This window comes from Tersicoccus phoenicis (assembly GCF_001968835.1).
GTDB lineage: Bacteria > Actinomycetota > Actinomycetes > Actinomycetales > Micrococcaceae > Tersicoccus > Tersicoccus phoenicis.
In genome coordinates this window covers 34,076-48,446 of the sequence record NZ_MRDE01000068.1, presented here as the reverse complement: position 1 = coordinate 48,446, position 14,371 = coordinate 34,076, and the positions used below count along the sequence as shown (strand labels likewise).

11 protein-coding genes are annotated in these 14,371 nt (G+C 71.8%); 5 read left to right on the top strand and 6 right to left on the bottom strand.

All coding sequences use genetic code 11. The features are described 5' to 3' along the window. The first annotated feature begins 50 nt into the window (after positions 1-50). Together BKD30_RS10470 and BKD30_RS10465 are read left to right on the top strand one after the other, a co-directional pair. Positions 51-308, top strand: a complete 258-nt coding sequence (locus BKD30_RS10470) for a FitA-like ribbon-helix-helix domain-containing protein (RefSeq protein ID WP_076704496.1) — start codon at positions 51-53, stop codon at positions 306-308. After that, positions 305-694, top strand: a complete 390-nt coding sequence (locus BKD30_RS10465) for a type II toxin-antitoxin system VapC family toxin (RefSeq protein WP_076704494.1) — start codon at positions 305-307, stop codon at positions 692-694. Before BKD30_RS10470 ends, BKD30_RS10465 begins: the two co-directional genes overlap by 4 nt. Positions 695-732: 38 nt before the next feature. Here the strand turns inward: BKD30_RS10465 and BKD30_RS10460 are convergent, their stop codons facing one another. From BKD30_RS10460 to BKD30_RS10435, 6 genes are all read right to left on the bottom strand, one after another. Further along, the gene (locus BKD30_RS10460; protein ID WP_076704493.1) at positions 733-1,671 is read right to left on the bottom strand and encodes an aldose 1-epimerase family protein; all 939 of its coding nucleotides are present in this window, start codon (positions 1,669-1,671) and stop codon (positions 733-735) included. Between the two features lie 27 nt (positions 1,672-1,698). Beyond that, the gene (locus BKD30_RS10455) at positions 1,699-4,122 is read right to left on the bottom strand and encodes an alpha-galactosidase (RefSeq protein ID WP_076704492.1); all 2,424 of its coding nucleotides are present in this window, start codon (positions 4,120-4,122) and stop codon (positions 1,699-1,701) included. Then, entirely contained in the window at positions 4,119-7,445 is a 3,327-nt protein-coding gene (locus tag BKD30_RS10450) for a glycoside hydrolase family 2 TIM barrel-domain containing protein (RefSeq protein ID WP_076704491.1), read from the bottom strand. Before BKD30_RS10450 ends, BKD30_RS10455 begins: the two co-directional genes overlap by 4 nt. Then, the gene (locus BKD30_RS10445; protein ID WP_218189295.1) at positions 7,442-8,353 is read right to left on the bottom strand and encodes a carbohydrate ABC transporter permease; all 912 of its coding nucleotides are present in this window, start codon (positions 8,351-8,353) and stop codon (positions 7,442-7,444) included. Before BKD30_RS10445 ends, BKD30_RS10450 begins: the two co-directional genes overlap by 4 nt. Continuing rightward, positions 8,350-9,312: a carbohydrate ABC transporter permease gene (locus tag BKD30_RS10440; RefSeq protein ID WP_076704490.1), complete on the bottom strand. Its 963-nt coding sequence runs from the start codon at positions 9,310-9,312 to the stop codon at positions 8,350-8,352. The genes BKD30_RS10445 and BKD30_RS10440 overlap by 4 nt, the downstream gene beginning before the upstream one ends. A 96-nt stretch (positions 9,313-9,408) precedes the next feature. Next, positions 9,409-10,908, bottom strand: coding sequence for an ABC transporter substrate-binding protein (locus tag BKD30_RS10435; protein WP_143588159.1), 1,500 nt, complete (start codon positions 10,906-10,908; stop codon positions 9,409-9,411). A gap of 323 nt (positions 10,909-11,231) precedes the next feature. Here BKD30_RS10435 and BKD30_RS10430 point away from each other — a divergent pair, with 323 nt between their 5' ends. The 3 genes from BKD30_RS10430 to galK are packed head-to-tail and all read left to right on the top strand — an operon-like array spanning position 11,232 to position 14,355. Next, entirely contained in the window at positions 11,232-12,047 is an 816-nt protein-coding gene (locus tag BKD30_RS10430; RefSeq protein ID WP_076704489.1) for a DeoR/GlpR family DNA-binding transcription regulator, read from the top strand. Beyond that, positions 12,044-13,204, top strand: coding sequence for a galactose-1-phosphate uridylyltransferase (galT, locus tag BKD30_RS10425; protein WP_076704488.1), 1,161 nt, complete (start codon positions 12,044-12,046; stop codon positions 13,202-13,204). The genes BKD30_RS10430 and galT overlap by 4 nt, the downstream gene beginning before the upstream one ends. After that, positions 13,201-14,355, top strand: a complete 1,155-nt coding sequence (galK, locus tag BKD30_RS10420; RefSeq protein WP_076704487.1) for a galactokinase — start codon at positions 13,201-13,203, stop codon at positions 14,353-14,355. The genes galT and galK overlap by 4 nt, the downstream gene beginning before the upstream one ends. Positions 14,356-14,371 lie beyond the last annotated feature (16 nt).

Sequence of the window (14,371 nt, the reverse complement as noted above, 5' to 3'; positions counted from 1 at the left end):
CGGACGCAAGGTTCATACAGACTGGATGGGTTTGCACCTAAAATGAAACTATGAGTTCCCTGCTACAGATCAGAGATGTACCCGAGGAAGCGCGGCGTGCGCTCAAGGCCCGAGCTGCGGCCCGGGGACAGTCACTCAACGGTTACTTGCTCGACCTCATCGACCGGGAGGTGGCCCGTCCCACCGTCGCCGACGTACTCGACAGGGCCGCGCAGCGAGCCGAGCAGGCCACCGCTTCCGCTGCCGACGTCGTCGCTGCCGCGCGCGCCGAGCGGGACCAGCAGCTGATGTCACGGCCGCGCGGGTGATCGTCATCGACAGCGCGGCCGTGGTCGACGCACTGACGGCGGTCGAGGGGAGCGAAGACCTCCGTGCCGAGATCGCCCGCGAAGACCTGCACGCGCCCGCGTTGCTGGACTTCGAGGTGGTCTCTGCGCTGCGTGGGCTGACTCTCGGCGGCCGCATCAGTCCCTCCAGAGCGCGGGACGCTTTGACCGACTTCGATGCGTTGTCCATCCAACGGTGGCCGAGCGCCGCGCCGTTACGCCGGCGCGCATTCGAGCTTCACGCGAATCTGAGCGCCTATGACGCCGCCTACGTGGTGCTCGCCGAGGCGCTGCACTGTCCGGTTCTGACCCGGGACGCGAGGCTGGCCCGGTCCAGCGGCCATGACGCGGAGATCCGGGTTCGCTGAGCTGCGTGTAGCTGGTTCGCTCCGCTGACCACTTGCCGTCAGGCAGGCAGTCGGCGCAGGCCCCAGGAGATGGTCAACTCCTCGCCGGGGGCCAGCCGACGCAGCCCGTCCCCACTGTTGAAGGCGTTGGCCGGGGCGCTCATCGGCTCCAGCGCGACGGCGAGACCCAGGCCCGGGGTGTGGTCCGTGATGAAGACGTGCACGTACCCGCACTCCGGTCCCGTCCGCAGCTGCACGCCGCTGCCGTCGGGAGCACGCAGATCGTGCCGGTGCTCGCCGTCCACCAGCGCCAGATCCGTGTACGCGCTGTCCATCCGCAACGAGCCGATCCGCCGGCCGGCGCGCAGGTCGTGCTCCCCGCCGTCGACCGGCGCGGTGCCGGTCGGGATCAGGGACCGGGGGTCGGCCAGTAGGCGGGTCGCCGCGTCCACGCGCAGGGTCAGGTCGGCCACCGGGACGTCACCGACGCGCAGGTAGGGATGGGCACCGAGCGCTACGGGCGCGGTTCCGCTTCCCCGGTTGGTCAGCCGCTGACGCACGTGCAGTGATCCGTCATCCGAGACGGCGTAGTGCACCTCGTGGATCAGGTGGAACGGGTAGCCGTGCTGCGGGTAGATGCCCGCCGACAGGGTGACCGACTCGGCGCGGTGCTCCAGCGGTGTGTAGCCGGTGTTGCGGAGCAACCCGTGCATGGCGTTGCCACGGGCGGGCTCGGTGATGTCCAGCTGCTGGGTCCGGGTACCCCCGTCGGGCAGCCGCTGGGTCCAGCGGCCGGCGGCGATCCGGTTCGGCCACGGCGCCAGCGTGATCCCGGCAGCGCCGGGGGCGATCGCGTCGTCGTCGTACGTCTCGGTCAGCGCGACGCCGTCGACCTCGAACAGGCGCAGCCCGGCGGCGAGTTCGGTGATCACGGCGCGGGTACCGCCGACGGCGATCTCGTACTGTTCGCCGGTGGCGGGGCGGGTCGAAGCGCTCATGAGGTCACGCTACCCGCCGCGCTCGCTTCAACCAGCGGTGCTCGGGCCGGCGATCCCGGTTCCCCCGCGCGCGGCCCCGACAGTTCCGGTCCGCCGCACGGAGAGCAGCAGGGCCTGCTCCGGGTTGAGCACGGGCAGGGTCAGACCTGTGACGGCCAGGGCGGTCCCGGTGATCCCCGTCAGCCGCGGCATCCAGCCCGGTCCCTCCTTCTCCTTGACGGTGTGATCCTCGGCGCCGTGCCCGGCGGCCGGGTCGGTGGGGGCGTGGAACCGGGGCGGTCCCGGGTGCAGCGGATCGACCAGCTCGACGTCGTACACGCCGGCGGGGTCCAGGCCCGGCAGCGGCTGGGGGCCGGGTGCCACGTCGGGACCGGTGGCGGTGGCGACCACCGCGAACAGGGCGCTGGCCCCGTCCGGGGCGACGACGCCGTGGATGTTCAGCCCGGTCCCGGGCGTGTCCGCACGGACGGTGACGCCGGTGTGCAGCAGCTCGCGGTGTTGCCGGTAGAGCCCGATGACGTGGCGCAGCTCGTCACGCTCGGTCGGGTCGGTCCGTCGGATGTCCCACTCCAGGCCCAGGTGCCCGAACAGGGCAGTGACCGCCCGGAACCCGAGGCTGTGCGTGCGCCCCGACGAGTGCGCGGTGGGCGGGCCGATGTGCGCGCCGATCAGCTCCGGCGGCAGCAGCAGCCCGGTGTACTGCTGGATGGTCTGCCGTTCCAGCGCGTCGTTGGAGTCGGAGGCCCAGACCCGGTCGGTGTGCTCGAGGACGGCCAGGTCCACCCGGGCACCACCGGAGGAGCAGCTCTCGATCTCCAGGCCCGGGTGCCGCCGCTTGAGCTCGGCCATCAGGGCCAGGCCGGCTGCGGCCTGGGCGCGGGCCGCCGGCCTGCCCTCGTGGCCCAGTTCGGTGTGATCCCGGTTCTGGTCCCACTTCAGGTAGCGGATCGGGTAGGCGCTCAGCAGAGCGTCGAGCGCGGCCAGGACGTGCTCGAACCCCGCCGGATTCACCAGGTCGAGTACCTGCTGCCGGCGCCAGGAAGCCGACGTCCGGCCGTGCCCGGGACCGGAGATCCAGTCCGGGTGGGCGCGGGCGAGATCGGAGTCGGGGCTGATCATCTCGGGCTCGACCCACAGACCGAACTCGAGGCCGAGCCCGGTGACGTGGTCGATCAGCGGGCCGAGCCCGTCCGGCCACGCGGCCGGGTCCACCCACCAGTCGCCCAGGCCCGCCGTGTCGTCGCGGCGGTGGCCGAACCAGCCGTCGTCGAGCACGAACCGTTCGACGCCGATGTCCGCGGCCACGTCGGCGAGTTCGGTCAGGGCGGTGAGGTCGTGGTCGAAGTAGACGGCCTCCCACGTGTTCAGGATGACGGGACGGGGCCGGTCGGGGTGTTGCGGCCGGGCGCGGACCCAGCGGTGGAAGGCGGCGGCGATGCCGTCGAGCCCGGCGTCGGCGTAGGCACCGAACAGGGTGGGGCTGCGGTACTCCTGGCCCGGGGCCAGGTCGATCTCCCCGGCGCCGAGCAGGTTCCCGCCGCCGAGCCGGCGGGAAGGGTCCGGGGTGCGCTCGGCGAAGACCTCGGTGTCGCCGCTGGCGGCCAGGTGCACGGCCCAGACCCGGCCGCGGCGGTGGGCGAAGCCCTCCTCCCCGGCGCAGAGCACGGTGGGGGCGTCGTGCCCGGTGCGCCCGTGCCGGCCGGCCCGCAGCCAGCAGCCCTGGGCGAAGGGCAATCGCTGCGGGTGCCGCTCGCGGGTCCAGGTGCCGGTCAGGTCCATCAGTTCGCGCCCGGCCGCGCCGACGGGCAGGCTGACCTCGAGGGCGGCGAGCTGGTACGGGGTGGTGCCGGTGTTGCGCACGGTCGCCGCGACCCGGACGACGCCGGTGACGTGCAGTTCCAGCTCCCAGGTCAACGCCAGGCCGGCCCGGTCGTCGGCCAGCTCGAGCCGGATGGCTCCGCCGGCACCGACCGGGTGAGCACCGGCATCGCGGTCCGGTCCGTCCGCGCCCGCGCCTCCGGGACCGCGGTCGTGGGGGATGTCGACGTGGGCGTCCGTCAGGCGCCAGTGCGGGGAGAAGTCGGCGCCGCCGCGGCTGCCGCGCAGGGCCGGCCGGCCGGTCCACCCGCCCGCGGCGGCGGGCACGACGGGAGGGGGCGCCGCATCGTCCCAGCCGGAGTGGGTGACGGGCCGGGCGAAGGCGGCGGCCGGCGGCGGCACCGGCCCGAGATCCGCTCCCCAGTGCAGGAACGCCGGTGCCGGCCTGTCGCCGTCCTGGTCAGTGCGCCGGTCGTCGGTCGCGGCGTCGGACAGGTCGAGCAGCACGCTGGTACCGGCGGCACGCAGGTGAACGAGTCCGGAATGCGCGGGTCTCGGCTGGTCGGGTCTCGGCTGGTCGGGTCTCGACCGGTCGGCGTCCGGCTGGCGGGGTTCCTGGGAGGGGACGGTCATGCGGTCCTTCCGGCGGTGGGCGTGAGGAACTCGACGGTGAACGACGTCTCGTGCAGGACGAGCCGGTGCTCGGGTTCGACGTCGACGCCGCAGGAGCGGCTGCCGATACCGTGCTGCGCGACGTCGAGGTGCAGGTACAGCACGTCCGACGGTGGCAGCTCGTGGGGGTGGGCGGCGGCGGCCAGCTGGGCCGGGGTGTGCCGCTGCACGTTCATGTTCAGCCAGCCGTCGGCGGTGTCGGCGGCGAGCACGCGCACGGTGAGGACGGCCGGCGCATCGTCCGCGTCCGCGCCGGTGTCCGCGTGCGCTCCCGGGCGCAGCTGGAGCCAGCGCACACCGCGGCGATTGCCGTTCTCCTGCGGGGACGGGTAGCTGGTGATGAAGTCGTCCACCCGCAGCCGGTGCCGACCGACCCGGGCGCCGACGGCGGTGTCTGCGTAGCTCTCCTGGGGTCCGGGTCCGAACCACTGCACGGTGTCCAGGCCGCCCGCCGGGAGGGTCAGCACGACGCCCTCGCGGGCGACCGGCAACGGGTGGTCGACGGCGCTGCCCCGGGGTGTGATCGTCACGGTCAGGGCGACCCCGGCGGAGGTCGGCCGCCACGTCGTGGTGACTTGGGCGGCGGCGTCACCGGCGGGCTCGCCCCAGCGTTCTACGCGGGTCAACGCGCCGGCGCGGGGATCGCCGTCCGTTCCCCGCACGTCCAGGGTACGGCGCTGCCAGGCACCGAGCCGGTGCTCCGCCCACGGCTGGGCGGCCGCCACGGGCACCCGGTCCGTCCCGGCGTCGGCGTCCCAGTCGAACCCGGGCCGGTCCGATCGTCGGGTGTCCCGGGTCGGCTCGGTGGTGCCCCGGTCGTTGTCCGTGGGCGCCCGGTCCAGGCACAGCCCGAGACCGCGCACGGGGACCGCGCCGAGCCTGACCAGCTCACCGCTCGCGGTGAACTCGGCGATTCCCACGCGGTGAGCCGTCGCCCCGGCCGGGTCGGCGACCACGGGTGCCGGATCGCCCGTTCCCGGCGCGGGACCGGGGGGCGGGCCGGTCAGCCGGCCCTGGCCGACCGCGACGACGTGACCGGCCGGCGCCCACGCCGTCCCGGCCGCGAGCGCGGCGGTGACGATCAGCCAGCTCTCCGGGTGCACCGCCACGGGCGCATCACCCGGGTCTGCGGCAGCCCGGCCGGACACGGTGCCCTCGGATGCGGCGGTCGCGAGAACCGCGCTCGCGGACGCGGCGTCCCGGGAAGCGCCGCGCTCGGGAACGGTGAGGTCCGGCACCACCGCGATGCCGGTCTCTCCCGCCGGGACGGGCGGCAGGGGCAGCTCGCCCCCGGCGATGACGACGCCGTCCAGCTCCCGCTGCCAGGCGAAGCGCAGGTACCCGGTGTCGACGGCGGTGTTCCGGTTGCGCACGGTGAGCCGACCGTCGTCGCCGACGGTGATCCGCACCGGTTCGAACGTCGACCGGATGTCGAGCAGCGCGGGGCTCGGGGTGCCGTCGGCGAAGCACACCCCGTCCATGACGAAGGTGCCGTCGTGGATCGGTTCCCCGAAGTCTCCGCCGTGCGCGAGGTACCGCACGCCGTCGGGGGTGGTGGTGGCGATCCCGTGATCCTTCCACTCCCAGACGAAGCCGCCGGCGAACCGCGGGTAGTGATCCATCAGCTGCTCGTACCGGGCCAGACCGCCCGGACCGTTGCCCATCGCGTGCCCGTACTCGCAGAGCACGAACGGGCGGCCGGCGAGCCGTCCCTGCCCGTCGTCGGGCACGCTGGGCACCAGCGCACCGGTCAGCACGTGCTCGCACTCGCGGTACGTCGGGTACATCCGCGAGTACACGTCGGTGTAGGCGGACTCACGGTCTCCCTCGTAGTGCACCGGCAGGGGACAACCGCGTTCCTTCAGCCAGGCGCTCATGGCGGCCAGATTGGTGCCGGTGGCGGACTCGTTGCCGAGGGAGACCATCACCAGGCACGGGTGGTTCTTGTCCCGCTCCCAGGTGCGGGCGATCCGGTCCAGGTAGGCGTCCCGCCACGCGGGGTCGTCGCTCGGGTTGTCCCGCCAGCCCCGGTGCACGAAGCCGTGGGTCTCGAGGTCGCACTCGTCGACCACCCACAGACCGAGCTCGTCGGCCAGCTCGAGCAGGTGGTGGGCGGGCGGGTAGTGGCTGGTGCGGACGGCGTTGATGTTGTGCTGCTTCATCCGCACCAGCTCGGCGCGGGTGAACTCCTCCGTCACCGCGCGCCCGGTGCGCGGGTGGAACTCGTGCCGGTTGACCCCGCGCAACCGCACCGGCCGGCCGTTGGCCAGCAGGACGGCGTCGCGGATCTCGATCCGCCGGAACCCGGTGCGCAGGGTCACGGTCTCCCCGGGCGCCTCGACCCGGACGGTGTAGCGGCGGGGCGCGTCGTCGGTCCAGGCATCGACCGGTCCGACCTCGATCCGCTGCCGGTGCGCGCCGAGCGTGACGTCGACGCCGAGCTCGGGCAGGTGCAGCCGCACCGGGAACGCGTCGTCGGGGGCGGTCACGGTGACGTCCAGGACGCCGGTGCCGGTCACGGGGTCCAGGTCGGGCCGCAGGTCGACGTCGTCGATCCCCGCGTGCGGGCGGAGCCGCAGGGTCACCGGGCGGAAGATGCCGGGCAGCCACCACTGGTCCTGGTCCTCCAGGTAACTGGCGGCGCTGAACCGGTGCACCCGGACCTGCAGAACGTTGGCGCCGGGCCGCACGTGCGGGGCGACGTCGAACTCGTGCACCAGCCGGCTACCGGTGGCCCAGCCGACCGGGGTGCCGTTGACCCACACCGCGTAGCCGCCGTCGACCCCGTCGAACCGCACCAGGAGGGCACGCGCCTGCTCCCACCCGTGCAGCGGGTGGTCACCCTGGTGCGGGCCGGGCAGGGTGAACTCGACCCGGTGATCCCCGACCGCGCTGTCGTCCGGGACGAACGGCGGGTCCACCGGGAACGGATAGTTGACGTTGGTGTACCAGGGCGAACCCCAGCGGCGCCGGCCCCCGGGCTCCTCCCCCTGCAGCACCCAGTGCCCGGGGACGGTCACCCGGTCGGCGTAGGGTCGCCCGGGCTCCGCGTGCTCGCCGGGCATGGCGGGCGCCGCCGGTCGGGACGCGGTCCAGCGGAACTCCCAGTCCCCGGCCAGGCTCAGGGTCGGTGCGGTGCTGTCCATCGCCGCCGCCGGCGGCAGCGCACCCGCGCCGGGGGCTGTGCTGTGCTCCCACCCGGCCGGAAGGACGTCGTCCGGCACGTGCCGACCCGTCACGTGTTCGTCCGTCACGTGGTCGCCCGTCACGTGCTCGCCGGTCACTTGTTCGCACCGAGGGTGAGCCCGGCGACGAAGTGCTTCTGCAGCAGCACGTAGATCAGCACCGTGGGCAGTGCCACCAGGATGGCACCGGCCGCGATCAGGTTGTTGTCGGTGAAGAAGTTGCCCTTGAGGTTGTTCAGGGCCGTCGTCACCGGCATCAGGGAGCCGTCCCGCAGCAGCACCAGGGCCCAGAAGAAGTCGTTGTAGATCCAGGCGAACTCCAGGGTGGCCAGGGCCGCGAGCGCCGGCCGGGTCAACGGCAGGATCACGCTCGTGTACTGGCGCCACACGCTCGCCCCGTCGACCAGGGCGGCCTCGGTCAGCTCGTGCGGCAGGGCGCGCATGAAGTTGGAGAGCACGAACACGCAGAACCCGAGCTGGAACGCCACGTTGATCAGCACGATCCCGAACTGCGTGTTGTAGAGGCCGAGGTTGAGGAACAACCGGTACAGCGGGGTGATGATCACCTGCTGGGGCAGCAGGTTCGCCGCGGTGAAGAACATCAGCAGGCCGATGTTCAACGTGAAGCTGAAGCGGGAGAGCACGAAGGCGGCGGCCGAGGCGAGCAGCAGCACGATGACGACCGCGGGCACGGCGATCAGCAGCGAATTGAGGAAGAACCGCGGCATCTGGCCCTGGTTCCACGCGGTGAAGTAGTTCTGCAGCGTCAGGGTCGAGGGCAGCGACACGTAGCCCTTCGCCGCGGTCTCGGAGTAGGGCCGCAGCGACGTGTACAGCGCCCACAGCAGCGGGATCAGCCACAGCACGGCGCAGACGATGAGGAAGACGTGCAGGACGACGCGGGCGGGCCGGAGCGGTTTCCGGCGTTCCGGCACGAGCTGATCGCCGCCGCCGCGCGGTGCTGCCCGGTGGCCGCGGTTCGTCGAGGTGTCCGCGGTGGTGCTCACTGGGCGCCCTCCCGTCGGACGTTCTGGTACAGGTACGTGATGATGAAGGCCAGCGAGATGACCAGCAGGATCACCGCGAGGGCCGAGCCGAAGCCGATCCGGCTGGCTTCGCCGAGAATGTTGTTGGTGATCAGCACGGAGATCAGCTCCAGCCCGTTGGTGCCCTTGTTGATGATGTAGACGATGTCGAACGCGCGCAGGCCCTCGATCACGGTCACGACGAGGACGACGACGTTGATCGGTTTGAGGGTCGGGAACACGACCCGGAAGAACGACTGCGTCTCGGAGGCACCGTCGAGCGCGGCGGCCTCCTTGATCTCGGTGTCCACGCCCTTCAGACCGGCCAGGTAGAGCACCATGATGTACCCGACGTGCCGCCACCCCGCGGCCACGAGCACGGCGGGCAGGTTGATGGAACTGTCGCCGAGCCAGTTGACGTTCGCGCCGGTGAGCTCGTTGATCAATCCCTGGTCCTGGGAGTAGATGAGCTGCCAGATGAATCCGACCAGGGCCAGGGAGAGCACCACGGGCAGATAGAACACGCTCTGGTAGACGCGGGTGCCGCGGATCTGCTTGTCGAGCATGACGGCGAGCAGCAGCCCGAGCGGGGTCGCGATCAGCAGCAGGAACAGCAGCCACACGACGTTGTTGACCAACGCCGGCCAGAACGGGGGGTAGATGCTGGCGATCTGCTCGTAGTTGCGGGTGCCCACGTACTGCGCCGGTGTGACGCCGTTCCAGGCGGTGAACGAGAGCGCGATCGAGGCGATCGAGGGCCCCCAGATCAAGGCGGTGACCAGCAGGGCCGGGACCCCGACCATCAGGCCCATCACGATCCGGTCGGTCGCCGTCAACCGCCGGACCTTCCGGACCTCCGGCTGCGTCGACCGGGCTGCCGTGGCACGGCCGGCCCGGCGCTCGCGGCGGGTGCCGTCACCGGTGCGGACGGTGGATGTCATCGATCTGCCTTCCTGCTCACGGCCGCGGGCCGGTCCGGCGGCCGGTGATCCCCGACGTCGTCGGGAGGCACCGAACCGGGCCCGGGCACGTCAGGCTCATCCGGCGAAGATGGCCTTCTTCTGCTGCTCGATGCTGCTGACCAGCGGGTTGATGTCCTTCGGGTTCTGGATGAACTTCTGCAGCGAGGGGATCATGACGGTCGACGCGAAGTCGGGGCGCGTGTCCCGGTCCATGAACTGGGCGATGTTCTTGGCCGAGGAGACCACGTCGACGGCCTTCTTCTGCAGCGCGGTGTAGCTGGACGTGTCGAAATCCTTCGCCGCCCCCACGATGGACTTGTCGGTCTGCACGTTGACCGCCTCCGCCTCCTTGGTGCCCAGGTACTTGAGGAACTCGAGCGAGCCGTTGGCGTTCTTGGCCTTCGCGGACATCATGAACCCGTCGATCGGGGCGTCGATCGAGTCGGTGCCGTACTGGTCGTTGATCTTCGGGAAGGTGAAGAAATCGAGGTCCGCCAGGTCGGACGCCGGCGAGCCGGGGGTCTGGAACTGCTGGGCGACGAACAGGCCGAGCAGGTAGGTGCCCGTCTTCTTCTGCTGCAGGCCCTGCGCGGCTTCCTGCCAGGTCCGGCCGAGGGAACCGGACTGGTGGTACGGCAGCAGCGTGCTCCAGGTGTTGAAGACCTCCTTGACGCGGTCCTGGTCCCACGACTCCTTGCCGGCCATCAGATCGACGTGGAACTGGTAGCCGTTGATGCGCATGTTCAGGATGTCGAAGGTACCCATGGCCGGCCAGCCGTCCTTGTCGGCGAAGCCGATCGGCGTCAGGCCGTCACTCTTCATGCCCTTGGCCAGGTCGACGTACTCGGTGAGGGTGGTGGGGACCTGGTATCCCTTGGACTCGAACACCGACTTCCGGTAGAACACCGCCCACGGGTAGTAGGTGAACGGGACGAAGTACTGCTTGCCGTCCGTGGCGGTCGCCGCCTGCTTGAAGGAGTCCGCGAAGGACCCGCCGATGCTGTCCCACACGCTGGAGACGTCCGCGGCCAGGCCCTGATCGGCGAAGAACTTCATCCGGTACCCGGAGAACCACGTGAACACGTCGTCGGGCTGGCCCTGGAGGTAGCTGTTGATCGACTCCTGGAAAGTGTTGTGGTCGACCGTGTTGATCTTGACGTTCAGCCCACTGTTCGCCCTCGTGAAATTGTCGACGACCTTCTGGTAGGCGGCCTTCGGGACCGCATCGGACTGGTTGGACCCGAAGGTGACCGTGCCGGTGGCGGGGCCGGAGGTCGTCGCCGTGCGGTGGTGGACTGCCCGCCGCAGGCGGTGAGCAGCCCGAGGGCGGACAGGCCGAGTGCTCCACCGAGCACGGACCGGCGGGACAGATCCACCCGGGCGAGCGGGTTCACCGCCGACGGCGACGGGGACAGGGGCCGCCCGGAGGCGGACCGATCGAAGATTGCCATGACGACTCCTCGGGATTGCGGTGAACTGGCGATTGACGAACGGGAACGACGACGGGGTCGGCGGCCGGCGGCCCGCGACCGCGCCCGGGAGACACCCGATGCACAATCCAACAGAAACCACCATGTTTCGACGTTGCGACGAATGTGCCAGACATCACGCCTCGTGTCAACGACCCCAGCGGAACTGACTGCGGTGCGCGTTGTACTGGTCGGCCGACGGGGATTCGGGGTACCTCGGCGCCGCCGCGCCGAATGTTGGAAATTGTTGACATCGGTGTGCGGGAGGAGGCACGCTGGCCTCGGGTCGCCGTCACGGCCCTCGCCCCGGCGCCCCGGTTCTTCCCTCCGTTCGTCCTCTGCACTCCTGTCGTTCTCCTCTGTTCGCCCGCTCTCGTTCTCCCGTTTCTCCGACCCGCTTCTGGCGACCCGCACCGCGAAGGAGGCACCGTGCTCGCAGCCCAGCGTCAGCAGGCCATCGTCGACCGGCTGCAGGCCGAGGGCGTGGTCCGCGTGACCGACCTGGTGCACGCCTTCGACGTCTCGGACATGACGGTGCGCCGGGATCTGGACTCCCTGGCCCGTCGCGGCCTGCTGATCAAGGTGCACGGTGGCGCCACGCTACGCAGCTCACCCACCTCCGAGGAGCCGGGCTTCGCCGCCAAGGCGGCCCGGGACGGCGCCGAGAAGGCCGCTATCGCCGCGGCCGCCGTCGGACTGGTCGAACCGGGGATGGCGATCGCCCTGAACTCGGGCACCACGACCCACGCCCTCGCCCAGCTGCTCGCCCCGATCCCCGACCTGACCGTCGTCACCAACTCCCCGCGCATCGCCGACGTGCTGTGGGCCGCCGACGCCACCGCGACGGGCACGCGCGGCCCGGTCGTCATCGTGACCGGTGGTGTGCGCACCCCGTCGGACGCACTGGTCGGGCCGCTCGCCGTGCACGCGCTGAGCACGTTGAACGTCGACGTGTGCTTCATGGGCGTGCACGGGGTGTCCCTCGAACGCGGCATCACCACCCCGAACCTGCTCGAGGCGCAGACGAACCAGCAGATGCTCGAGTCGGCGTCCCGGCTGTGCGTGCTCGCGGACCACACGAAGTTCGGCCTGTCCGGGCTCAGCCGGATCGCCGGCCTGGAGGAGATCCAGACCCTGATCACCGACGAGACGATGAGTGCCTCCGCCGTCGACCTGCTCCGCGGGTACATCGACGAGGTCGTCCTCGCCCCGGTGGGTGCCCCGGTTCAGGGGGTCGGCGCGTGACGGCCCGGCACGTGTCCGGCCGGCTGGCCGACGGCCGGGAGATCCTCTACTTCTTCGACGACGCCGCCTCGGCGGCCTCGTTCATCCCGCCGGCCGATCCGCGTCCGCTGCCCCCGCGGCCCGAGCCGGGCGAACTGCGCTTCGACGAGTTGAGCGGGGAGTGGACCGCCATCGCCGCGCACCGGCAGACCCGCACCTATCTGCCGCCCGCGGATCAATGCCCGCTGTGCCCGTCCGGACATCTCGCCGCCGACGGACGCCGCCGCGAGTCCGAGATCCCCGCCGCCGACTACGACGTCGTCGTGTTCGAGAACCGCTTCCCCTCGCTCGGGCCGGCGGCCGGCCCGGTGCCGGTGCACCCGCACTGGGGGCAGCCGGTGCCCTCGACCGGAAGGTGCGAGGTCGTGGCCTTCACGTCCGAGCACAGCGGCTCCTTCGCGACCCTGCCGCCGCGCCGGGCGCGCACCGTACTGGACGCCTGGGCCGAGCGGACCGCCGCCCTCTCCGCCCTGCCCGGCGTGGCCCAGGTGTTCGTCTTCGAGAACCGCGGCGCACAGATCGGTGTCACCCTGCACCATCCCCACGGCCAGATCTACGCGTACCCGTACGTCACCCCGCGCGCGGCACTGCTCGCCGAGCGGGCCGCCGCCCACCTGGCGGAGACCGGCACGCTGCTCGGCGAGCGGCTGCTGGCCGCGGAGCAACGTGACGGGTCCCGCGTGATCATGACCGGCGAGCACTTCACCTCCTACGTGCCGTGGGCGGCGCGCTGGCCGCTCGAGGTGCACCTCACCGCGCACCGCCACGTGGGGCGGCTGGATGAACTGACGGACGCCGAGCGGGAGGATGCCGCCCGCGTGTACCTGGACGCCCTGAACCGGCTGGACAACCTGTTCGGCACCCCCACTCCGTACATCGCGGCGTGGCACCAGGCGCCCGCCGACCCCCGGTTGCGGGCCGCCGCCTGGCTGCATCTGCAGATCACCTCGCCGCGCCGCAGCGCGGACAAACTCAAGTTCCTCGCCGGATCGGAGGCCGCCATGGGCGCGTTCATCAACGACACGGTGCCCGAGCAGATCGCCGAGCGGTTGCGAGCGGTGTCGGGAGCGCCGGCCGGCGTCTCCGCACCGGCGTCGAATCCGGTGGCCGGCCGATGACCGTCGTCGACGCGGGCCGGCTGGCCACCGACTTCACGGCGACGTTCGGTGACCCGCCCGACGGGTTGTTCCTCGCGCCCGGCCGGGTCAATCTGATCGGGGAGCACACCGACTACACCGGCGGGTTCGTGCTGCCGTTCGCCATCGACGCGGCCACCACCGCGGCCATCGCCCTGAACGACTCCGGGCGGTTGCGGCTGGCCTCCCGGTCGCAGGACGGCGTCGTCGCGGTGGATCTCGCGTCGCTGGCCCCCGGCGCGGTGACCGGCTGGGCCGCCTACCCGGCGGGCGTCGTCTGGGCGCTCAGTGCGCGCGGCGTGCGGGTGGAGGGTGCGGACATCCTGGTCGACTCCACCGTGCCCACCGGGTCGGGGCTCTCCTCGTCGGCGGCGCTGGAGTGCTCCGTCGCCGTCGGGCTGCGCGACCTCACCGGGGTGGACATCGGGCCGGACGAACTGGTGCTGGCCTGCCAGCAGGCGGAGAACGAGATGGCGGGTGCGCCGACCGGGATCATGGACCAGACGGCTTCGCTGCGCGGTGCGGCGGGGCACGCGGTGTTCCTGGACACCCGCGACCAGCACAGCGAACAAGTGCCGCTGGACCTGGCCGAGCACGGCCTGGTGCTGCTGGTCGTCGACACCCACGTCAAGCATCAGCACGCCACCGGCGGTTACGCCGACCGGCGCCGATCCACGGAGGCGGCGCGGGAGGCGCTCGACGTCGAAGCGCTGCGCGACGTCGCCGTCGCCGATCTGGAGGCCGCGGCCGGCCGGCTGGACGCCGTCACGTTCCGACGGCTACGGCACGTCGTCACCGAGAACCAGCGGGTGCTCGACACCGTCGCCACCCTGCGGTCGTCCTCCCCCGCCGCGATCGGGCAGCTGCTCGACGCCAGCCATGCCTCGATGCGGGACGACTTCGAGATCAGTTGCGCCGAACTGGACACGGCGGTCGACGCCGCCCGAGCCGCCGGCAGCCTGGGGGCGCGGATGACGGGTGGGGGTTTCGGGGGCTCGGCCATCGCCCTGGTCCACGCCGAGGACGTCGACACCGTCACCGAGGCGGTGCGCGGCGCGTTCGCCGACGCCGGGTTCACCGCGCCGGGCGTTTTCCCGGTCGAGCCGGCCGACGGCGCGCGCCGCGTCGGCTGACAGCGCCCTCGCCCGA

Bases quoted from the DNA above. Each gene is read 5' to 3' on its own strand.
- BKD30_RS10470 (WP_076704496.1), top strand. From the start codon at position 51: ATGAGTTCCCTGCTACAGATCAGAGATGTACCCGAGGAAGCGCGGCGT.
- BKD30_RS10435 (WP_143588159.1), bottom strand. From the start codon at position 10,908: ATGGTGGTTTCTGTTGGATTGTGCATCGGGTGTCTCCCGGGCGCGGTC.
- BKD30_RS10440 (WP_076704490.1), bottom strand. From the start codon at position 9,312: ATGACATCCACCGTCCGCACCGGTGACGGCACCCGCCGCGAGCGCCGG.
- BKD30_RS10455 (WP_076704492.1), bottom strand. From the start codon at position 4,122: ATGACCGTCCCCTCCCAGGAACCCCGCCAGCCGGACGCCGACCGGTCG.
- BKD30_RS10460 (WP_076704493.1), bottom strand. From the start codon at position 1,671: ATGAGCGCTTCGACCCGCCCCGCCACCGGCGAACAGTACGAGATCGCC.
- galK (WP_076704487.1), top strand. From the start codon at position 13,201: ATGACCGTCGTCGACGCGGGCCGGCTGGCCACCGACTTCACGGCGACG.